Here is a 21,499-nt window from a genome sequence, read left to right on the forward strand (position 1 = left end):
AGCCTTGTATTGACTATTTCAAAGAAAAAGTCGAATAAAAAAGGCCTCTCTGATCATCAGAGAGGCCTTTTTTAAAGGTAAAAAGCGACTATATCAGCGTCAGCCTCTATTTGTTTTTCTTGGGAGCCGGGGTAGCCGGTGCTGGTGTATTGGCGGCACCACTACCTGCCGTAGCTGGTTTAGCCGAAGCAGCAGCCTTGGCCGGATCGATACCCATTTTGCGCAGTACCAGTTCGGTAATGTTGTTCTCTTCCGGCGCTACCAGCAGAATAGGGATGGTATTGGCACCGGCATCCAGGTTGAAGACGTAGGTATACCCGTTGTCCTTAGCCACGGCGTCGATAGCCTTTTGAATTTTCTGAACAACCGGATTTACCAGCTGCTGGTACTTATTCTGCAGCGACTGTTCAGCCGTACGGCCAAACTCCTGAATGCGCTGCTGCAGGCCCTGAAGTTCGGTTTCGCGGTCTTTCCGAATCACATCCGACATTTGGGCAGCTCCTTTTTCGTAGGCGCTATATTTGTCTTCCAGCTCCTTCTGCATCCGTTTCAGTTCATTTTCTGACTGAGTCCGCTGAATGGTCAACTGGTTTTGAATGTCTTTTGCTTCGGGCGTTTGAGCTAATACGTAATCAATATTGGTATAGCCCAGTTTCAACGGACCGGGAGCCGTCGCTCCAGCGGCTGGTGCGGCAGTCGTCGGCGTCGTTGTAGCGCTCTGGCCTTGTGCCTGTGCGTTCAGACCACCAACCAGAAGGGTTGCTGCGGCAAACGCCATGACGAGGTTTTTCTTCATCTCAGTTTACTTGTTTGTATTAGTCGGTTTTGTGGTTGTTTTTGCTCCAGGCGTGGTACCGGCGGTTGTTTTACCAGCAGCATCCAGGCCTAATTCTTCCATGACATAATCGGTATAGTCATGGCGCGGGTTGGTGTACAGCATGACAAAATCTGACGCTTTGTCGAACATAAAGTCCAGCTTTCTCTGCACCGCCACTTTCTCTATAGCCCGGTTTACTAACTCCATCGGTGCTTTCATGAGTTCCTTTTTCTTCTGGAAAAGCAGCCCCTCGTAGCCAAACACCTTGTTGTTGTACTCCCGCGCTTCGCGTTCCTTTTCACTCATGATCCGTTGCCGGTCACGTTTCATATCTTCCGTCAGCAGAATCTCTTCGGCCTGGTAGGTACGTTGCAGTTTTTCGATCTCTACGTACTTATCCTGAATGTCTTTCGACCATTTGTCGGTGAACTTGTCAATTTCAGCCAGCGCTTTCTGGTAGTCGGGCATTTTGCTAAAAATGAACTCCGTATCTACGTACCCAAACTTCTGAGCCTGCGCCGGTGTAGCCAGCCAAACGAAGGGCAAAAGTACGAAAAAAAGGGCTTTTCTCATTGCTGTTATCCTAAAATTAGCAAGGGAAGTGATTGATTTTCAGTTTCAATCTCCTGGCCAGCGTCACCTGGTTGTTAGAGTCTGTTTGTTGCCGATGGTTTAACCGATGAGTTCTGTTGGCAACTGGTCTGTACCGCTGCAAAAATCGGGCAACTCCCTTCAAAAGACTCGTTCATAAATTCATATAACGCTGGGCACCCCCCAAATCTTATCTAAACTGCTGCCCAATTGTAAAGTGGAACTGACCCGATGCCTTGTCCTTTACCCCCGGAATCTTATCGAAGCCGTAGCCATAGTCGATACCGATCAGGCCAAACGCAGGCATGAAAATACGGGCGCCAAAGCCAACCGAACGCTTCAGATCAAACGGATTATACTGCTTATAGCTCCCCCAGTTATTACCGGCTTCCAGGAAGCCCAGAACGAAGATGGTGGCCGACGGGTTAAGCGAAACCGGGTAACGCACCTCCGCAACGAACTTGTTATAAACGACCCCGCCCCGGCTGCGTTCCTGAGCGGTGGTGTTCCGGTCGTAATCGGCCGTATATACGCTCCGGTCGTCGTAACCCCGCAGACCGATGATGTCCTGCGCCAGCGCAAACTGCCCCTGTCCGGCCAGACCCGATCCACCCAGTACGAACCGTTCGAACGGACCGATATCCGTGCGCCGGTTGTAGCTGCCCAGGAAGCCCATGTGCGCCCGGGTGCTCAGAACCAGCTTACCAAAAATGGTCTGGAACCAGCTAGCGTCGAACATCCATTTATGGTACTCGACGAGTTTATAGCGGTCTTCGGGCGACGAGGCCTCCGAGGTTCCTTTAAATGCTGACCAGGGTGGTGTGAATGTACCGCTCAGCGAGAACGACGAGCCCGAGCGCGGAAACTGGGGGTTATCGATGCTGTTCCGGGCCAGCGTCGTATTCAGCGTCAGGTTGTTGGAAATACCGTTATTGTACCCGATCTGGAAAATATCCAGGTTGTTAAGGTTATACCGCTGGTAAGTAATCGAGTTGCTCAGCGAGAAATAATCATCGGGCACTTTCAGCTGACGGCCCAGCCCGACCGTAAACGCCGTGTTCTGATAAGAGCCAGATGGCGTTTGACCGCGCAGCGGCTGGTAATAGCTGGCCGGGTTGGTTGGATCAAAGAACGTCTGGTAAACCGTATGGCTGGCGCTGAATGACAGGGCGTTTGGCTTCCGACCACCGAGCCAGGGCTCCGTAAACGACAGCGAATATACCTGATACTGACGGCCATTGGCCTGAAAACGCAGTTGTACCCGCTGCCCATCACCGGCCGGGAGGGGTCGCCACGCGCTCATGTTCGGGATGTTACGGGCCGAGAAGTTGTTGAACGTCAGTCCGAGCGTACCCACGAAACCGACATAACCGCCCCAGCCACCTGACAACTCGATCTGGTCAGACGGTTTTTCTTCTACGGTATATTCAATATCTACGGTGCCGTCATTCTGTGGTACGGGCGTAATTCCGATTTTTTCCGGGTCGAAGTAGCCAAGGGTGGCCAATTCGCGCTGCGTCCGGATCAGGTTCGTTTTCGAGAACTTCTGGCCCGGCAGCGTCCGGATAGAGCGCATCACCACGTGGTCGCTGGTTTTTGTGTTGCCGTTCAGAACGATGCGGTTGATGCTGGCCTGCTTTCCTTCGTAGATCCGGATTTCGAGATCGATCGAGTCACCGTCGATGGTTTTCTCGATGGGCTGGGCGTTGTAGTACAGGTAGCCGTCGTCCATATAGAGCGAGCTGAGGTCCTGACCGGGGTTTCCGTTCAGCTTCTTCTCCAGATCTTCGGGGTTGTAGACGTCTCCTTTTGCCACACCGAGTACTTCGCGCAGACGCTCCGTCTTGTAGAGGTAGTTGCCCGAAAAGTCGATGTTCCGGTAGTAGTACTTACGACCTTCGTCCAGCTTGATGTTCAGCGTGATCGTGTTGCCGCCGTTGTTGATGACCGTATCGTGCTCGATGGCGGCATCGCGGTAGCCGAGTTTGTTATAGTACTCGATCAGTTTCTGCTTGTCTTCTTCGTACTTCTTGGGAACGAACTTAGACGGGCTGAACAACCGGCCAAAGCGCATCTCTTTGGTTCCCTTCATCTTGAGCCGTACTGCCGACTCATCGACTTCGGTACGACCGTCGAAGTTGATTTTGGCAATTTTCACCTTCTGCCCTTTGTCGACCAGTACGCGCATGGTGGCGTTGTTACGGGCACTATCGGGGATGGTCGTAATTTTTACCTTGGTGTTCAGATATCCTTTGTCGACGAAAAACTTCCGGACGGCCAGCTGGGTGTTTTTCGTAATGGTGTTGGTGACGATCTTACCCAGGTTCAGTTTGATCTTATCTTTCAGCTGATCCTGCTCGCCTTTCTTGACGCCCATAAACGAGACGCGATACAGACGGGGGCGCTCCTGCACCCGGAACATCAGCGCTACTTTGCCTTCTGCCGCGTTGGTGGCAAACAGCTCCACGTTGTCGAGCAGACCCGACTCCATCAGCTTACGGACAGACGACCCGACGGCCTCGCCCGGAATCCGGATTTTGTCCCCTACTTTCAACCCGGCCAGCGACACCAGCGAGTTGGGGTCGAGGTAGCGGGTACCGGTTACAGTCAGCCCCGCAATTTCATAATCTTTGGGGCTGGCATAGTTGAGTAAATCATCTGTTGCAGCCGCAGGCGTATCGTTACGCCCGACGCCCACGCCAACACGCACCTGCGCCAGAACCGACAGATTGCCTAAACTGCTAAGCAGCAGGCCGATTCCGAGGATGTACTTTATACGGTGTTTCAATTTTGTACAGTTTTCAGTATTCTGTTTACGGCAGGCAAGCACCCGCGCGGCCCGACCATAGCCTATCATCATTGACCCTATTTGACCAGCTGTTCGCTGGTTTTACCGAAACGACGTTCGCGTCGCTGGTAACTGAGTAACGCTTCGTACAGGTGCTCCTTCCGGAAGTCGGGCCAGAGCACATCGGGCATATACAACTCAGAATAAGCCAGTTGCCAGAGCATAAAGTTACTGATCCGCATTTCGCCACTGGTCCGGATCATCAGTTCCGGATCGGGGATACCACCCGTACTCAGATGACTGCCGAACGTTGCTTCGTCGATGGCTTCGGGGGTCAGCTTGCCGTCGCGCACCTCAGCCGCCAGTTGCCGTACCGCTTCCAGAATCTCCCACCGGCCGCTGTAGCTAAGGGCCAGCACCAAAGTAAGTCCTGTATTGCCCGCCGTTTCGCGCATAGCCTCGGCCAGTTCCCGGCGGCAGTCGCCAGGCAGGCTCTCAGTATGGCCAATGGTAGTTAGCCGCACGTTGTTGTCCATGAGCGTTTTGATCTCTCCTTTGATGGTATGCACCAGCAGGGTCATCAGCGCGTCGACTTCAATTTTCGGGCGATTCCAGTTTTCGGTCGAGAACGCGTACAGGGTCAAATACTTGACGCCCAGCTCGGCACAACCTTCGGTTACTTCGCGAACAGCCTTGATGGCATTCCGGTGCCCAAACACCCGGGCAGCTCCCTGCCGTTTGGCCCAACGACCGTTTCCGTCCATGATAACGGCTATGTGCTGGGGCAGATTGCTCGGGTCTATATGTTCCTTCATCCCAAATGGGGTATTTTAACAACCTTTAACAAGGCCGCGAAGATACGGAATTTTTAGCAGAAGGTCAGTGGTTTAGTGGAGTAGTGTTCAGTCTATACGACGCTATTTGTTGCCACTGCAACCTGGCGTTCGAGGATGGGCAGAAACAGCGATCTGTCGGGAACAGCCTGCCGACTGCTATCTTTAAACCATAAACCAGGGGTGGCCGTTTGACTATCAACTAAGTATACACCCGCTTTTTCTTTATGAACAATTGTGCGCGTACCGGGCCTGGCCCACTGGCAATCATCACCCTGATGCTGTCGATGCTGCTAAGCAGCTGCCAGCAGAACGATACGGAAGTTGCCGTTCCTAAAACCATTACCGATCAGATTCTGGAAGACGGCCAGTTCAGCCTGCTGCGGGCCGCTATCCAGCACGCCGACGTGGGCGACGCCCTGAAGGCTGGAAACCTGACGTTGTTTGCGCCTACTGATGCGGCTTTTCAGGCTTCGGGGCTGGGCAGCGCCAGCGCCATTACGGCTTTGCCCAAGGAACAGGTACGATCACTGGTCCTCTACCATGCTCTTTATGCATCGGTAGCGTCGTCGGCGCTGCCGCAGGGTCTGAATTCGGTAGAAACCGCCAGCCGGGGTGTGGCGTTCGTCAATAAAACAACCACAGGTACGCTTTTTGTCAACAATGCACAGGTAACCCAACCCGATCTGCCGACGGCTAACGGGCTGATTCACGTGATTGACCGGGTACTAACACCATCGACAGGTACGATCCTGGCCACTATCCAGGCTAATCCGAACCTGACGCTGCTCTCGGCGGCCCTCCGCCGGGTAAGCCAGGCCAATCCGACGCTGCTGGCCGCGCTCAACAACTCGTCATCGACGAATCCGGTTACCATCTTTGCGCCTACGGACGCGGCCTTTCGGGCCGACGGGCGATTCGGTACCCTGGCGGCTATCGAAACCGCGAACCCGCAGACGCTGGCCAACGCCCTGCTCTATCATGTCGTTTCGGGGGTAGTTTTTTCCAACCAGCTGCAAACAGGCACGATCAACACGCTGCTGAACAACACCCGGCTGAACCTGGTGGTATCGACCAGCCAGATCACGGTTCGGGGCACCCGCAACACGACGGCTGCTGTTGTTCAGACCCCGAACCTGCCCGCTACCAACGGCGTCGTTCACACGATCGATCAGGTACTGCTCCCGTAAGTCAACCATTTTAACGAGGAAAACACTCTTGCAAGAAGGCTTAATTATTCGCTCAACCGGTTCGTGGTACGACGTTCGAAACGTCGATGGCCATATTTATCAGGGTCGGCTCAAGGGCAAATTCAAAATCAAGGGACTGAAAGTAACGAACCCCATTGCCGTGGGCGACCGGGTGGTATTCGACGTGGAAGACGAGGCCGAAAATACGGTCATCATCACCGACATCGTCTCCCGCGAGAACTACATCATCCGGCAATCGGTGCACAAAACGGCACACGGTCATATTCTGGCCGCCAACCTCGACCAAGCGGTCTTGCTGGCTACGCTGGCCCTTCCGCGTACGTCGCTGGGCTTCATTGACCGGTTTCTGGTATCGGCCGAGTCGTTTCGGATTCAGACCACGATTGTTTTCAACAAAAGTGATATTCTGAATGACGAAGGACTGGCTTATCAGCAGGAGATCATGGATATGTACAGCCGTATCGGCTACCACTGCCTGTCGACTTCGGCCACCGAAGGCATAGGCGTAGACGCCTTTCGGCAGCTGCTCGACCACAAAGTGACCCTGCTCTCAGGCCATTCGGGCGTTGGCAAGTCGTCGCTGGTAAACGCCATTGCGCCTGATCTGAACCTGCGTACGAACGAAGTGTCGACGTTTGCCAACAAAGGTGTTCATACGACGACCTTCGCCGAAATGTTCGAGATCGCGCCCGATACGTTTATCATCGATACGCCGGGCATCAAGGAGCTGGGGCTGATGGACACCTCGAAAGAAGAAATCAGCCATTATTTTCCGGAGATGCGCAACCGACTGAACCAGTGCCGTTTCCATAACTGCCTGCACCTGAACGAGCCTGGCTGCGCCATCAAGGACGCCGTAGGCGAGGGCGACATTGCCGAGAGCCGCTACATGAGCTACCTGAGCATGGTAGAAGGCGGAGATAACAGACGATAAGCGGGCGGGTGCTCCGGAGCACCCGCCCTCGGGCTCCCGTTTAGTTGGTCATGGCGGCCAGTAGGTCGGCCTGGGTAATGATATGAACCTGTTCTTTCTCGTCACGAACGAGCAGGGCTTTGTTGTCACGATCGATGAGCGAAGACAGTGCATCGACTGTATTGTCGAGCCCTACGAATTTGAATGGCTTATCCATCACTTCGCTGACCGGATGGTCTTTCACCGTTGGGTCGTCGATGAGTCGATTCAGGATCGTGCTGTCGGTCAGACTGCCCACAATATGACCTTCCTCGTCGGTAACCGGAATCTGCGAAATGCCGTACCGGTTCAGCACCTGAATAGCCTGACTGACCGACACGCCGGCGCCGATGGTCGTAAGCTGTGCCTGCCGGTTAGATGTTCCGCCGTTTTTGCTGTGAACAATATCGCGGGCGGTCTTAAAGGCCCGGTCTTCCAGGAAGCCGTGGTCTTTCATCCAGGCATCGTTGTAAATCTTGGCCAGGTACCGCGTGCCATGGTCGGGCAACAAAATTACCAGTACATCGTCGTCGGTGAGGTGGTCTTTGGCCCACTCCAGCGCCCCGTGTACGGCCGTTCCGCACGACCAGCCGATAAACAGTCCTTCTTCCCGCGACAGGCGCCGGGCCATAATGGCGGCATCTTTATCGGTTACCTTGATAAACTGGTCAATTACATCGAAGTCTACGTTCTGCGGCAGTATGTCCTCGCCAATCCCTTCGGTCAGGTAAGGGTAGATTTCGCCCGGATCGAAGATGCCGGTTTCTTTGTATTTCTTGAACACTGACCCATAGGTATCCAGCCCGATGGTCACGAGATGGGGGTTTTGCTCTTTCAGGAACCGGCTCGTACCGCTGATGGTACCACCCGTACCGACGCTGGCCGCGAAGTGGGTAATTCGTCCGTCGGTGTCGCGCCAGATTTCGGGGCCGGTCGTGTCGTAGTGAGCTGCGGTGTTGGACAGGTTATCGTACTGGTTGGGGTAAATTGAGTTCGGGATGTCGTTGTGCAGCTTTTTGGCCACCGAATAATACGAGCGCGGATCATCCGGGGCTACGTTCGTGGGGCAAACGACGACCTCGGCTCCTACCGCCCGCAGAATGTCGATCTTTTCTTTCGATTGCTTGTCGGCCATCGTGAAGATGCACTTATAGCCTTTGGCAATAGCCGTTAGTGCCAGTCCGAAGCCGGTATTTCCGCTCGTCCCTTCGATGATGGTCCCGCCGGGTTTCAGCTCTCCCCGCTTTTCGGCGTCTTCGATCATCCGAATGGCGATGCGGTCTTTCACGGAGTTGCCGGGATTAAAATATTCAACCTTAGCCAGCACCGTTCCCCGGATGCCTTTCGTCACGTTATTCAGCTTGACCAGGGGCGTGTTGCCAATGGTGTCGACAATTGACTTGTAATAGTTCATGTTGATGCAGTTTTGCTGTACGTATCGGGTTATTTGTTCAATTGGTATCCGGGTGGCCGGAGAATTGGTTCGATTAATTGGGCACCCCGGCATAAATGTCGGAGAATCAATTTGGCCGATTGGTTGCCCCGGCATGAATGCCGGGGCTAATCATGGGTAATATCAATTCAACGACCTCATGTGTTTCGTCCATCAATAGGCCCGGCATTGATTCGGCCGATTGGTTGCCCCGGCATGAATGCCAGGGCTAGTCATGGGTAATATCAATCCAACGACCTGATCTGTTCTGACTATCAATAGGCCCGGCATTTATGCCGGGGAATCGATTTGGTGACACCCCGCCCCGGCATCGATTCGGCCGATTGGTTGCCCCGGCATGAATGCCAGGGCTAGTCATGGGTAATATCAATTCAACGACCTCATGTGTTCTGACTATCAATAGGCCCGGCATTTATGCCGGGCAATCAATTCGGTGACGTCCCGAACGCCGGTAAAATAAATCATTTCATCTGCTCGGCCCGCATCAGGACCGTATTATCGGGGTCGATCACGACCTGGGCGGGTTGGGTGGTCAGCGGTACGGTAAAGGTCTGGGCGGGCTGGTCCATGGTGAGCCGGGCCGTACGTTGAACCTCGCGGTTACGACTGTCGCGGATGCTAAACGTAAGCGGAATGGTGAAGTACGAACCGGTCGACTGGGCCTGCCGCACATCGATCACCAGCGCTTTGCGGGCCGCGTCGTAGCGCGATCCCCACACCAGTTCAGGGTAGCCCGGCTGATGTAGCCACTGCTGAAAAAACCGGTCCAGTTTTTTACCCGAAACCCGTTCCATCACCGCCTGAAAATCGGCACTGCGCGCATTGGCATTCCGGTATTGGGCGTAGTAGGCCCGAATACCCCGCCAGAACGCATCGTCGCCCAGCTCATGGCGGAGCATGTGTAGTACCCAGCCGCCTTTCTGGTACGAGTTGGGGTTCAGCAGATCATTCAGATTGGTCGTGACCGAATCAACTACCGTGCCCTTCGGCTTGAGCGCTGTGTACCGAAAAATCTGCCCTTTATTCTGGTTCAGCACCGCGTTGAGCGTGTCGCGTCCGTAAGCCTGCTCGAGGTAGAGCGCCGAGAAATACGTGGCAAACCCCTCACTCAGCCACAACTGCGACCAGTCGGCCTCCGTAGCTGAATTACCAAACCACTGGTGCGCAATTTCGTGGGCGAGCAGAGCTTCCACATCTGAGTCTTTCCGGCCTACAATGACTTTTTCGTTGTAGAAAATACAGCTCGCGTTCTCCATACCGCCAAACACCGTCGTCGACTGTACGTTGGCCAGCTTCTCGTACGAATACGGGCCGATCTGATTGATAAAATACTGGAGAATATCTTTAGCCGGCCGGTAATCTATGAATCCTTTCTGACTGTCGTTGGGATACAGCCAGCTCTGGACCAGCACACCGCTCACAGCCCCTACGTCTTCAACCGCAAACCGGGCAGCTCCGATCACCATCACTTTGGTCGGTATAGGTGTATTTTCCTGCCATCGGGTACGCTTGCGGGCTGGCCCTCCCCCGGCGGCCGGCAGGGCGTCTTCACCCAGTAGTTTCCCGTTGGCAACAACGCGATAGGTAGCGGGGGCATTGACCGTAAAGGCACAGGTCGCTTTGTCGGATGGGTGGTCAACAACTGGGAGCCAGTGCCGGGCGTTGTTGGGCCAGTTATCGCCGAAGAAGGTCCGTTCACCGAACTTGTTCCGGCTGATGATTAGCCCCTGGGCGGGCGTACCCTCGTAGCGAATAATAACCTCTGTGGGCTGGTTCGGTGCCGGAGGCAGGTTAACAAACACCCGGTCGTTCCGATGGCTGAACGGTGCGGTTTTTCCGTCGGCCAGCCGAACCTCGCGAACCCGCATCCCCAGCGCCGAATCGGCCTTGCTGCTGACCAGGTCGAACCAGACCGACTGCCGGTCGTCGGCACGGGTGAACCGGATCGTGGCTTCGCCCTGGATCTGGTTCGTTGAGTCACTCAGCGTCAATGAGAAGTTATAATGTACTACGTCGACTCCCGGCTGCGTATAACGGGCAGCACTGGTAACAGCCTGTCCGTGCGATAAAAGCGCCGGTATTAGCAACAGCGCAGTCCAAACCCCCTTTTTATTCATTCGTTTTTACTCCTTAATTTCCTGACAAAGTTCAACTAAAACGCCGTTGGTACCTTTGGGATGCAGGAAACAAACCCATTTATTATCGGCTCCGCGTTTGGGCGTTTCGTTGAGAACAGTAAAGCCTTCGGCGGCCAGCCGCTTCATTTCGGCTGCAATATCGTCTACCTCGAAGGCCAGGTGGTGAATGCCTTCCCCTTTTTTATCGAGAAACTTCGCAATGGGACTGTCGGGGCTGGTGGCTTCGAGTAGTTCGATTTTGGTCTGGTTGACCCGAAAAAACGAGGTCGTTACGCCCTCGGCCTCTACGGCTTCGGCTTTATAGGGCGGTACGTTCAGCAGTTTTGTGAATAAGTCGTTGGATGCGGCCAGGTCGCGGACGGCAATGCCGATGTGTTCGAGATTAGTAACCATGAGTAAAAGACGATTGACAGGTCAGGAATAGTATTCGATACCTGATGGTTAATGAAACTTTACGGATTCTGCAAAAGTTACTAAGGCAGAGTGCGGCCAGCAGCCTGTCTGGCCGATGACTGGTGTTTATTCATCATTATACATTGACTTGCCATGGTTACCGTTTCGGAAATCGCCAAAAATAAAATCATTGAGCTGCGTCAGAAAGATGGCCTTGCCGAAGACTATGCCATCCGTGTCGGCGTTCAGGGCGGAGGCTGCTCCGGTCTGATGTACGATCTTCAGTTCGACGCGACCCAACAACCGACCGATCATGTCGTCGAAGATAAAGGCATCCGGATTCTGGTCGATCGCAAGAGTTTGCTTTATCTGGCAGGCACTGAACTTGACTTTTCGGATGGGTTGAACGGCAAAGGGTTTCAGTTCAGGAACCCCAATGCCAGCCGTACCTGCGGCTGTGGCGAGAGCTTCGCGGTTTAACCTCCTCTCTTCTTTACCGGTTGAAGCCAATCCGTACGCGGGTTGGCTTTTTGTTTATTGGGCCGGAGCGCGCCGGTCAGCCATGGCTTTTTTCCGGTTGGTTTCGCCCATATTTGCCTTATTCTGTACCCAATCCGATTAACTTCATGAACTCTACCTCCGCAAATCATCCCGATGCCAAACCCGTTAGCTACTCACGCACCACGCTGACCGAGCTGATGATTCCGTCCTATGCCAATTTTGGCGGGCGCGTTCACGGTGGTATTCTGCTGTCGTTGATGGATAAAGTAGCGTATGCCTGCGCGGCCAAACATGCCGGTACCTACTGCGTTACGGTGTCGGTCGATGGCGTCGACTTCCGGCAGCCGGTCGAGGTGGGCGAGCTGGTATCGCTGATGGCATCGGTCAACTACGTAGGGCGCACGTCGCTGGTTGTGGGTATTAAAGTCGTTGCCGAAAATGTCAAAACGGGTTTCGTCAAGCACACCAATACCAGCTACTTCACGATGGTCGCGAAAGACGATGCTGACAAGCCGACAACGGTACCGCCCCTGCTGCTCGAAACGCCCGACGATGCCCGTCGTTTTCTGGAGAGCAGGAAGCGGAAAGAGCTCCGCATCACCTACAGCGAACATTTCAACAACGCCCGGAACCGCATGCTGCTCAACGAAAACATCAGCCAGCTAACCCAGGAACGCTGTCAAATGACCGACGCCCTACGAGAACAGCTACGCACGTAGAGACGCGACCCCTCGCGTCTCACGCGCGTCAGCAACAAACCATCCGGACAAGTGGTCCAACTACGCGTCCCGGACTACGCGTCCCGGACTACGCGTCCCGGTGAGGACGCGGACTACAACGCACATCCCCTTCGCGTTTTTACAGTTGAGCACGCACCAGTTTGGCGCCGGCTACCATGTTGGCCAGCTTTTGTTTGGCGGCCCAGCGGGCGGTCTGGCTCAACCCGCAATCGGGGGCTACGGCCAGCTTTTCGGCCGGAACGTAGGGCAGGCACTTCCGAATCCGCTCGGCTACATCGTCGGGGGTTTCGATGTAATAGCTCTTCACATCAATGACGCCTACGGCCACATCGAATTTCTCGGCGAACCGTTCGAGCAGATTTACTTCCGAAAAGTTCAGAATCGTCATCTCAGAATGGAGTTCATCGACGGTCATATCCAGAAAGTCGGGCAGCATGGGGGCAATGGTCTTTTTACCCACCGACCGGCCTTTATAGTTACCAAAACAGAGGTGCATCGACAGCCGGGTCTTTCCGACGCCCGGCGCTACCGTCCGGTTAAAAATATCGACAAACCGCTTCGTATCTTCCCGATAGGCGTAGCATGACATCGATGGCTCATCGACGCAGATTTCCGGAACCCCCAGCGCCACCAGGTCGGCAATTTCCTGGCGGACCAGCGGCAGCAGGGCTTCGGTGACTTCCCAGCGGTCTTTGTACAGACTGCCTGGCAGCAACCGGCCGCTCAGCGTGTATGGACCCGGAATGGATACTTTCAATCCCTGCCCGTCGGGCGCGAGTCGTTTCAGCCGCTGGTATTCTTCCACGACGCCGAGCCCGCGCGGGGCCGTCAGGGCCTCCACGATGTTGTGTTTACCACGCTGGTCGTGGGCCGGCGGGCCGTAGCGCCGGAGTTCGGTATCGTTATTCTGGATGCCGTTGATATAGCCGTAGAACGACAGGTTGAAATCGAAACGGGTCTGTTCACCATCGGTGATGACATCGAGGCCCGCCGACACCTGATCATGAATGGACGTCACTACGGCGTCTTCGATCATCTCGTTGATATCGGCCGGACCAAACTGACTCAGGTTCTGGCTCGAAAACTCCAGCCAGCCCGGAAAAGGCATCGACCCGACAACGGTAGTTTTGATAGGAATGGGTTGCATAGGAAACGAAGAAATGAACGATGAAAAGCGGGAGGCTGGTCGGAGTGCTCCGCACCGCCCCCGTCTTTAGCTAGCTATAATCGCTGATGCGGCTGATTTTACCATCGCTGAAGGCGAAGATGGTAACGCCCCGCAGCATGAGCGCCTGCCCGGCTTTCAGCCCGCTGGGCAAATCGACGGCTACAATGGCGCTGTAGTCGATTTCTACCGCGGCCGTACGGTCACCGAGGGTCAGTGAACGGATGCGCTGCTCGCGGCTTCTGAAGACGCCCAGCGACTGACGGGCCAGGGCCTCAAACTCGGCCTTGCCGCTGGTAGCCGTGATACCCGACGCGTTCGAGACGTTTTCGAATACGATGACATCGTGCAGGAGGGCCATCATGCCGGCTACGTCCATGGCGTTGTAGGCCGTTATGTATTGTCGAATGAGCTGTTCCATAGGTTAAAACAAAGTTCATGACCGGGGTGGCGTATGACCGCTGTTGGGGAGGTAAGTACCAGGCCGGATTTGTTTACTCAGCGCTACCGGTTTCCTGACCGATCAGGTACTCCCACCATAACATGGTCTCGATACGATCGAACAGCCGAAACCCGGCTTTTTCCAGCACCCGCTGCGACGCCGTATTTTCCACATCGGTATCGGCCACAACTCGCCGGACGTCGGGCTGCTGACTGGCCCAGCTGACCAGACCTTTTACGGTTTCGGTCATGTAGCCACGTCGCTGAAAAGCCGGGTAGGTGCCGTACCCGATCTCGACCGCACCGGTTTCGTCGGGCTCGCCCTTGAATTTGGCATCGGCCACAATCTGCTGCCGGTCGCGGTCGATGGCGATCCAGATCGTATGATACATCGGGTCCAGTCTGGGATCGCTCAGGCGGGGTATCGTGTAATGCCTGATAATACTGAGTAGCGGCTCAGTTACCTTACGGTGTCCTTTCTGCAACCCCAGCGCCTGCTCCAGCCGGTGCCCATCGGCTACGTGCAGCCGAAGCTGATCCAGTGTCAACGGCAACAGAGTCAGGCGGGCGGTCTCCATCATAGCCCGCTCACATAGCTAGGCACCCCGACCTTTGCATACAGCCGGGCCAACCGGTGAGCGTGTTCGTCGTAAGCGCTTTCGAACAGCGAAACGGCTCGGTCGGCCCCGACCAGCACACCGGCACTGAGTACGGTGGGCGGGTGACCCGCTTCGGTTAACAGCCGGGCTACTTCGGCTTTGATGCTATTCACGATAACAGCGCCACCTACCGTACTGCCCGGCGCTACGGGCGTGTCGAGTCCCGGTACGGTCAGCATCGCATCGCCAACGGGGGCGCCCGTGTCCAGAATCAGATCGGCGAAATCGCTGAGTTTTTTACCGTCGGCCCGTTTGCTGGTGCTGGCGTCTGAGTGCGCTTTGGTAACGAGCGCGACAACCCGAACGCCCCGCTGCTGAAACAGCTCGGCCATTTCGATGGGTACGACGTTGCAGCCGCTGGATGAGATAACGAGGGCCGAATCCTGTTCGCTCAGGTCGTAGTTACGCAGGATGCGATCGGCCAGCCCCGGTACGTTTTCGAGAAACATGGCCTGCCGCTGCCCGTTGGCCCCTACAACCAGGTTATGGAAGGTCAACGACAGCTCAACGATGGGGTTGAAACCGGGAAACGACCCGTAGCGCGGCCACATTTCTTCGACCATGATCCGGCTGTGGCCCGATCCGAACACGTGAACCATACGCCCGGCCAGGATGGTATCGGCGTACCAGCGCGCCACCTGCTGAATTGATTCGGTCTGGGCTTCGACCGTGTCGAGAATAGCCCGGCATTTTTGAATGTACTCAACCGTCATGAGAGCGAAATACGGATTGAACCGATAAACCTGATGTATACTAGCCCGATAACTTACAGAATGGGAGGTGACCCTCAGTCGGCCGTACGCTGGATGGCGAAGCTGGCGGCTCCAATAGCGCCCGCCATATCACCGAAATGAGCGATTTTGATGGGCGTTGTCTGCCCGCCGGGTCGCCATTCGTGCAGCCCCATAAACTCGGCCAGGGGCCTGAGCAGGTCCTCTTCGGCCTGGGTAATACCGCCCCCCAGCACGACCAGTTCGGGCGAAAAGGCGTTGGTGAGCGCGCAGATGCCGATGGCCAGATGCCGTACCGACGACAGCCATACCCACTGCGCCAGATAGTCGCCCCGCTTATAGGCTTCGAGCAGCTGGTAAGTCGACGTAAATCGCCCCTGCGACCGTTTTTCGATGGTGGCATTGCCGATGGCGTTTTCCAGACTACCGGGCTGACCCGTAATGCTCAGGTCGCTTTCGGCGGTGACGGTGATATGTCCCAGCGAGCCGGCTTTCTGCTGGTTACCCTGATACAGTTTTCCGTTGATCAGGATCCCACCGCCAACGCCCGTACCCAGCGTGAGCATCACCACATTTTTCAGCCCTTTGGCCACCCCGAAACGAGCCTCGGCCAGCAAGGCCGCGTGTGCGTCGTTGACAACATGCACGGGCGCCTTCAGGAAGTTACTCCACAAAAAACCCTCCAGCCCATCCAGCCGACCCGGCATGAACGATATGCACTGGTTACCGGCATCGGGCAGACCGGGCGCCGACAAACCAATGGCCAGCACTCCGGTTGTGGCAGCCTCGCGCAGCTCGGCTACCGTTTCGGCAACGGCCTGTTTCCAGTCTTTTTCCCCATTGGTCGGATGATAGAGCTGTTTACCGATCTGGCCGGTCTGCATATCCATCAGCACACCCTTGATCCAGGTGCCGCCGAGGTCGATGCCGATTGCGTTCATAGTTGTCCTTCGCTAACACTCCAGCCGCCGTCAACCGTCAGCACCTGACCGGTTGTGAAGCGCGACTGATCTGACATGAAATAAATAGCGGCTCCGTCCAGATCGTCAGGCTGCCCGATGCGACCACCGTCGAGGGGTTGCTTGGTTTTGGTAAAGGCCAGGATGGTATCGTCGGTAGCCGCGCGCTGCGCCATGGGTGTTTCGACCAGCGCCGGCGCCAGCACGTTGACCCGAATGTTGTCGTTAGCGTAATAGGCTGCTACCGACCGGGTAAACCCGATCACCCCCGATTTCATGGCCGCGTAGGCGTGGGTACCGAAATGAACCGGCGAGGGATGCGACCCCAGCACCGACCCCATGTTGAGGATGGTACCGCCCGACCGCTGCGCCCGAAACGCCCGCACGGCGGCCTGATTCGACAGCATCAGCGAGGTGAGGTTCAGGTTGACGGTATAGTGCCACCCATCAAGGGTCAGTTCATGCAGGGGTCCATCGCCAAACCGGCGTCCGGAACCACCCGCTACGTGATACAATCCATCGAAACCACCAAAGATCTGCTGACAAAGGGCAATAGCTTTCGGAGCCGTTTGTGGGTCCGACGCATCGCCCGACATCGCCAGTCCGTTACCGTCGAGCTGTTTTTCGGCAGCCGCGCAGCTGTCGGGATTACGACCTACCACAACGACCTGCGCGCCTTCCTGAACAAATGCCAGGGCAGCCGACAGGCCCATACCCGTTGTGCCGCCCACCACTACAATTCGCTTATTTTCTAACCACATTGAGATTCGACGTTGTGCTTGTTGATTTAAGGCCTGCAAGAAACAAAATTGATTGGCTACTGCCAATCCTGTGTCTTCATGGCCGGGCTTATTCAACCCCAAACGGATCGTCAACTTTTGTTATCTTTGACCAAACCCCGTTCGTTATGGAGACCAATCAGACCGATTTTATCGAAGCATACCAGTCTGAAGACATCATGTCGTTGAACCACTCTAAACTCATTCACAGGCTAAGCGTTGCCCTCGACCGGTACGACAGTGACTATGACATACTTCCGGAGCTGGAGCTGGAGTTGATAACCGGTAAGTGCAAACCGGATGTGGCTGTTTACAAAAAGATGCCCACCGACTGGTTCAACGACATCATTTATTTTACGCAGGCACCTATTATTGCGGTAGAGGTCCTGTCGCCCAAACAAGCCGTTACCGATCTGACAGACAAGGCACTAAAGCAATATTTTCCGGCGGGTGTTCAGGTCGTCTGGATTGTTATTCCTACCCTGCGCATCATCCAGATTGTACTTCCCGACGGTTCTATGCAAACCTGGACAAGCGGTATTCTCCGCGACCCGGTAACGAGTCTGGAGATTGACCTGGGCTACCTGTTCAGATAAGGGCGCTGACCAGAGCCAGCGCCCCTGCTCCTTACGCCAGATCGCGCTCGACGATTTTACCGCCAGCTTTTTCTTTCAGAATGACCTTATGCCGCCCGTCATGGGTGATTTCTTCCTTGATCAGGTAGTGGTCGGCGTCGTAATCCGTCAGCGTCGTCTGCTGCGACAAGCCTTCCTGACCCCGCCATACGGGCAGTTGTACCGGCTCCCACTGTTTTGTTTCGGCCGACTTATAAGCGGCATCCAGAATCGCATTCACGACGTAGCCATCGTAAAACGTTTCGGCGGGTTGGCGGCCTTCTTCGGCTGCGCTGAACATATCGGTAAACATGTGATTATAGCCCAGGTCGTTTACCTCATCGCCAACCGGAAATAGCCAGCCCGCATTACTCTCGGCCTTCTCGGCTACGTAGTCGGCCGCTTTGCCGGTCGTGAACATCTCAAAGCCGGTTCGTAGAAAGTTATTGATCCAGATGGTGCCCTCGGTGCCCATCACTTCGTCGCGCAGGTCCATACCACCCCGGAATGTCCAGCTCACTTCAAACTGCCCGATGGCCCCGTTCTCGTACTTCACCAGCGCGATGGCGTGGTCTTCGGCATCGATGGGTTTCACCTGCGTAGCGGCCCAGCACATCACCTCGACCGGCCGAACCTCCTTACCGATAAAGTTGCGCGCAATTTCTACGCAATGGCAGCCCAGGTCGAGCATACAGCCGCCCCCGGCCTGTTCCTTATCCCAGAACCAGTTGGAGTGCGGACCGGGGTGCGTCTCGCGCGACTTGGCCCACAGAATCCGGCCCAGCGCCCCGTTCTTTACCGTATCGAGCGCCTTCAGGAACTTGGGCGCGTAGCACAGGTCTTCCAGATAGCCCCCGAAAATACCGGCTTCTTCAACCAGCTTCATCATCTGCAGGGCCTCTTCGGCGGTGCGCCCCAGGGGTTTGGTGCAGACAACGTTCTTTTTGTGTTTGGCACATAACGCAACAGCGGGTGCATGCAGGTTATTGGGCAACGCAATACAGACCATCGTCACGTCCGGGTGCGCGATTACCTCCTCCATGTTTGTCGACAGGAACGAGCAGCCGTAATCATCGGCAAATTTCTGGGCGGTTTCTTCACGGCGGGCGTAGATAGCCACCACTTTGTCGCGGCTGCGCTGGCCGTGAAGGGAGTCGGCATAGAAGCGACCGATGAAGCCGCCCCCGAGCATAGCAATTTTTTGCATGAGTCCGAAAAGGGTTTTAAGCGTACTTTCGTCTTTCTAAACGCTGAAACATCCGCTGATTACTTGCCCGAATGCCTGACTTTTTTGACATCGACACGCTTTTCTTTACGCTTTGGGGCTATCCCATGAGTTATCTGGAGTTCTTCGGCGTCGTGAGCGGGGCGGTGGCGGTATGGTTATCGGCGCGGGCCCATGTCTGGAGCTGGCCCATCGGTGCGGTCAGTGTGGTGCTGTTCTTTTTTCTGTTTTACCAGATTCAGCTCTACCCCGACATGTTTCTGCAGGTATTTTTTCTGATCACGAACCTGCAGGGCTGGTGGCGCTGGAAACACCCTAAACCCGACGAAGCCAACCAGCACCAGGAGCTGCGCATCACCCGTATGCCTACGCGTCAGTTTACCGTTTGGGCCCTGGCGGCTGGCGTCGCTACCCTACTGCTCGGTACCTTTGCCAGCAATCTGCACGCCTGGTTTCCCGTGCTGTTCAGCCAGCCCAGCGCCTTCCCCTACATCGACTCGTTTACGACCGTAATGAGCATTCTGGCTACGTTTCTGATGATCGAAAAGCGCGTCGAATGCTGGTACGTCTGGCTGCTGGTCGACGCTATTCTGACCTACATCTACTTCGTAAAAGGGGTCAAACTGGTAGCGGCCGAGTATTTCCTGTTCTGCTTCGTAGCTCTGTTCGGCGCCTGGAACTGGACCCGCGAGTATCGTGGCTACGCCCAGCCTAACCCGCTGCATCCCTGACCATTACAACGCTTTACCGCCCACCCGGGTCTGATTAATCCGGGGCATCGATTTGTAAAATACCCGGGTTGAAATCCGACGAATCTATATAAAAATGCCCGGCATGAATGCCGGTGCTAGTCATGGATTTAGCTCAATACAAATCCGGGCCTGTCCTGACCATGAATAGACCCGGGTTTAAACCTAGGGAAATCGGTATACAAAATACCCGGCATGAATGCCGGGTCTATTCATGGGTTTAGCTCAATGCGAACCGCAATCTGTTCTGACCATGCATAGACCCGGGTTTCAACCCGGGGAAAATTCGAAAATCTGTGAATCAGATTGATATGAAATCGTACCTCTACCTCATCCTGCTTGGTTTCGGCCTCGCCTGCTCAACCGACAACCCCGACCCGGCCGATCAGCTTGCCGGCACCTGGCGACTTATCACTTACTGCAAACCCGCTACCAGCTCGACCTGTACGACGGTTACTATTCCGTCGGGAAAGGGTGTATTTATTACCTTTGACCACAGCGGGGCCTTTACCGAGTTTTACGAGAATACGATCCCCGTTGAATACGGGTTTCTGGGCTGCGGTCCCGGTCGGTATGCGGTAGAGGGCAATGACGTTCGCATTATAGCCGGTTGCATGTCGTCGTCAAACGGGCGGTTGATGCCGTTTACGTTTCTGACCAGTAACCGCATCGTCATTCGGCCGTTCAGCACCGGCGATTACGTGTTTGTCCGGCAGTAAAACTGGCGTACCCCGCCGACAGAACTAGATTTTTTGCATCAGGAGGCATGACAACCGGACTGGTTTTCGGCAAGTTTATGCCGGTTCATACAGGGCATCTGGCACTCATCGACTTTGCCCGCCAGCAGTGCGACCGGCTCATTGTATCGATGAGCTACACGGATGCGGACCCGATCGCGCCCGAACAACGGCTGGCCTGGCTCACCGAGCTGCTGGCTCCCTACCCGACCATCGAGGTAGTAGCCGAAGCCGACGACTTCCACGACCCGACGCTACCGCTTCATGAAGCGACAAAGTTGTGGGCGGCTTTTATCAAACGCCGGTTTCCGTCGGTCAGCGTTTTTTTCGCTTCCGAAGCCTATGGGCTCCCCCTGGCCTATCACAGCGGCCTGCGCTACGTATCGTTCGATCCGGCACGGCAGCAGGTTCCGGTATCAGCCACTCAGATCCGACAAAATCCCGCCCGCTTCTGGGACTATCTGCCGGCCCTGGTGCGCCCGTATTTTGTCCGGAAAATTTGTCTGTACGGTCCCGAGAGCGTGGGAAAAACCACCACCGCCCGGCAGCTGGCACTGGCGTTCGATACTACGTTTGTACCCGAAGTAGCCCGCGATATGATCACGTCCAACGAGTTTACGGCCGATGACATCATCCGGATCGGTTACGCACAGACGGCAGCGGTTCAGGCCGCCCAACAGCGAGCCAACCGGATACTTTTCTGCGATACCGATCTGATTACGACCCAGATCTACTCGGATATCTACCTGCACCAGATACCCCCCGTTCTTTACGAACTCGAAAAGCAGGTACGTTACGATGCCTATGTGCTGCTCGACATCGATGTACCCTGGGTAGCCGACGGTCTGCGCGACCTGGGCCACCGGCGCGTTGACATGATGAACCGGTTTCGGGCGGAGTTAGACCGGCGACAATTGGATTACAAAATCGTAAGCGGCTCGTTCACAGCGCGCTTGCAGACGATTCGTGAACTGGCCAATAAACTACTAGATCGATAAGCCAGCCAGCCTCATAAATTAATCT

Annotated in this window: 22 protein-coding genes; 8 read left to right on the forward strand and 14 right to left on the reverse strand. The window is 55.4% G+C overall.

What is annotated here, in order from left to right:
- Window positions 1–106: 106 nt before the first annotated feature.
- The 4 genes from EQG79_RS24875 to EQG79_RS24890 all read right to left on the reverse strand — a co-directional run bounded on the left by EQG79_RS24875 (window position 107) and on the right by EQG79_RS24890 (window position 5,011).
- Window positions 107–796: an OmpH family outer membrane protein gene (locus EQG79_RS24875; protein ID WP_077923735.1), complete on the reverse strand. Its 690-nt coding sequence runs from the start codon at window positions 794–796 to the stop codon at window positions 107–109.
- A 6-nt stretch (window positions 797–802) separates the two neighbouring features.
- Complete coding sequence (locus tag EQG79_RS24880) at window positions 803–1,390, reverse strand: OmpH family outer membrane protein (RefSeq protein ID WP_077923734.1); 588 nt, start codon at window positions 1,388–1,390, stop codon at window positions 803–805.
- A gap of 208 nt (window positions 1,391–1,598) precedes the next feature.
- Window positions 1,599–4,196 (reverse strand): outer membrane protein assembly factor BamA, encoded by a 2,598-nt coding sequence (bamA, locus tag EQG79_RS24885; RefSeq protein WP_077923769.1) that lies wholly within the window; start codon window positions 4,194–4,196, stop codon window positions 1,599–1,601.
- A 77-nt stretch (window positions 4,197–4,273) separates the two neighbouring features.
- Window positions 4,274–5,011 (reverse strand): isoprenyl transferase, encoded by a 738-nt coding sequence (locus EQG79_RS24890; RefSeq protein WP_077923733.1) that lies wholly within the window; start codon window positions 5,009–5,011, stop codon window positions 4,274–4,276.
- A gap of 245 nt (window positions 5,012–5,256) precedes the next feature.
- Here EQG79_RS24890 and EQG79_RS24895 point away from each other — a divergent pair, with 245 nt between their 5' ends.
- Window positions 5,257–6,219 carry a fasciclin domain-containing protein gene (locus tag EQG79_RS24895; RefSeq protein WP_077923732.1) on the forward strand — a complete coding sequence of 321 codons (963 nt, stop codon included), beginning with the start codon at window positions 5,257–5,259 and terminating at the stop codon, window positions 6,217–6,219.
- A 28-nt stretch (window positions 6,220–6,247) separates the two neighbouring features.
- Entirely contained in the window at window positions 6,248–7,174 is a 927-nt protein-coding gene (rsgA, locus tag EQG79_RS24900; RefSeq protein ID WP_077923731.1) for a ribosome small subunit-dependent GTPase A, read from the forward strand.
- A 40-nt stretch (window positions 7,175–7,214) separates the two neighbouring features.
- Here the strand turns inward: rsgA and EQG79_RS24905 are convergent, their stop codons facing one another.
- The 3 genes from EQG79_RS24905 to mce form a co-directional block, all read right to left on the reverse strand.
- Window positions 7,215–8,606, reverse strand: coding sequence for a cystathionine beta-synthase (locus EQG79_RS24905; protein WP_077923730.1), 1,392 nt, complete (start codon window positions 8,604–8,606; stop codon window positions 7,215–7,217).
- A gap of 500 nt (window positions 8,607–9,106) precedes the next feature.
- The gene (locus tag EQG79_RS24910; protein WP_129605248.1) at window positions 9,107–10,762 is read right to left on the reverse strand and encodes a M1 family metallopeptidase; all 1,656 of its coding nucleotides are present in this window, start codon (window positions 10,760–10,762) and stop codon (window positions 9,107–9,109) included.
- A gap of 6 nt (window positions 10,763–10,768) precedes the next feature.
- The gene (gene mce, locus EQG79_RS24915; protein ID WP_129605253.1) at window positions 10,769–11,176 is read right to left on the reverse strand and encodes a methylmalonyl-CoA epimerase; all 408 of its coding nucleotides are present in this window, start codon (window positions 11,174–11,176) and stop codon (window positions 10,769–10,771) included.
- Window positions 11,177–11,329: 153 nt separating this feature from the next.
- On the opposite strand from mce, the gene EQG79_RS24920 reads away from it, so the two are divergent.
- Both EQG79_RS24920 and EQG79_RS24925 read left to right on the forward strand, forming a co-directional pair.
- Window positions 11,330–11,656 carry a HesB/IscA family protein gene (locus EQG79_RS24920; protein WP_129605257.1) on the forward strand — a complete coding sequence of 109 codons (327 nt, stop codon included), beginning with the start codon at window positions 11,330–11,332 and terminating at the stop codon, window positions 11,654–11,656.
- 146 nt (window positions 11,657–11,802) lie between these two features.
- Window positions 11,803–12,396, forward strand: coding sequence for an acyl-CoA thioesterase (locus tag EQG79_RS24925; RefSeq protein WP_077923726.1), 594 nt, complete (start codon window positions 11,803–11,805; stop codon window positions 12,394–12,396).
- A 139-nt stretch (window positions 12,397–12,535) separates the two neighbouring features.
- On the opposite strand, the gene EQG79_RS24930 is transcribed toward EQG79_RS24925, so the two are convergent.
- The 6 genes from EQG79_RS24930 to EQG79_RS24955 form a co-directional block, all read right to left on the reverse strand.
- The gene (locus tag EQG79_RS24930; protein ID WP_129605263.1) at window positions 12,536–13,564 is read right to left on the reverse strand and encodes a methionine synthase; all 1,029 of its coding nucleotides are present in this window, start codon (window positions 13,562–13,564) and stop codon (window positions 12,536–12,538) included.
- Window positions 13,565–13,634: 70 nt separating this feature from the next.
- Window positions 13,635–14,003: a nuclear transport factor 2 family protein gene (locus EQG79_RS24935; protein ID WP_129605268.1), complete on the reverse strand. Its 369-nt coding sequence runs from the start codon at window positions 14,001–14,003 to the stop codon at window positions 13,635–13,637.
- A gap of 73 nt (window positions 14,004–14,076) precedes the next feature.
- The gene (locus EQG79_RS24940; protein ID WP_129605274.1) at window positions 14,077–14,604 is read right to left on the reverse strand and encodes a GNAT family N-acetyltransferase; all 528 of its coding nucleotides are present in this window, start codon (window positions 14,602–14,604) and stop codon (window positions 14,077–14,079) included.
- Entirely contained in the window at window positions 14,601–15,395 is a 795-nt protein-coding gene (locus EQG79_RS24945) for a sugar isomerase domain-containing protein (RefSeq protein WP_077923722.1), read from the reverse strand. The genes EQG79_RS24940 and EQG79_RS24945 overlap by 4 nt, the downstream gene beginning before the upstream one ends.
- 74 nt (window positions 15,396–15,469) lie before the next feature.
- Window positions 15,470–16,354, reverse strand: a complete 885-nt coding sequence (locus tag EQG79_RS24950; RefSeq protein ID WP_129605280.1) for an ROK family protein — start codon at window positions 16,352–16,354, stop codon at window positions 15,470–15,472.
- Complete coding sequence (locus tag EQG79_RS24955; RefSeq protein ID WP_077923720.1) at window positions 16,351–17,133, reverse strand: SDR family NAD(P)-dependent oxidoreductase; 783 nt, start codon at window positions 17,131–17,133, stop codon at window positions 16,351–16,353. The genes EQG79_RS24950 and EQG79_RS24955 overlap by 4 nt, the downstream gene beginning before the upstream one ends.
- Window positions 17,134–17,279: 146 nt before the next feature.
- Here EQG79_RS24955 and EQG79_RS24960 point away from each other — a divergent pair, with 146 nt between their 5' ends.
- Window positions 17,280–17,747, forward strand: coding sequence for a Uma2 family endonuclease (locus tag EQG79_RS24960; RefSeq protein ID WP_129605284.1), 468 nt, complete (start codon window positions 17,280–17,282; stop codon window positions 17,745–17,747).
- Between the two features lie 31 nt (window positions 17,748–17,778).
- On the opposite strand, the gene EQG79_RS24965 is transcribed toward EQG79_RS24960, so the two are convergent.
- A complete protein-coding gene (locus EQG79_RS24965; protein ID WP_077923719.1) occupies window positions 17,779–18,972 on the reverse strand; it encodes a Gfo/Idh/MocA family protein in 1,194 nt (397 codons plus the stop codon).
- Between the two features lie 71 nt (window positions 18,973–19,043).
- Here EQG79_RS24965 and pnuC point away from each other — a divergent pair, with 71 nt between their 5' ends.
- The 3 genes from pnuC to EQG79_RS24980 all read left to right on the forward strand — a co-directional run bounded on the left by pnuC (window position 19,044) and on the right by EQG79_RS24980 (window position 21,474).
- A complete protein-coding gene (pnuC, locus tag EQG79_RS24970) occupies window positions 19,044–19,721 on the forward strand; it encodes a nicotinamide riboside transporter PnuC (RefSeq protein ID WP_077923718.1) in 678 nt (225 codons plus the stop codon).
- 329 nt (window positions 19,722–20,050) lie between these two features.
- Entirely contained in the window at window positions 20,051–20,458 is a 408-nt protein-coding gene (locus tag EQG79_RS24975; protein WP_129605287.1) for a lipocalin-like domain-containing protein, read from the forward strand.
- Window positions 20,459–20,505: 47 nt separating this feature from the next.
- Window positions 20,506–21,474, forward strand: a complete 969-nt coding sequence (locus EQG79_RS24980; protein WP_129605290.1) for an AAA family ATPase — start codon at window positions 20,506–20,508, stop codon at window positions 21,472–21,474.
- Window positions 21,475–21,499: the final 25 nt, after the last annotated feature.

Source organism: Spirosoma sordidisoli, assembly GCF_004138325.1.
In the GTDB taxonomy this organism is placed as follows: Bacteria; Bacteroidota; Bacteroidia; order Cytophagales; family Spirosomataceae; genus Spirosoma; species Spirosoma sordidisoli.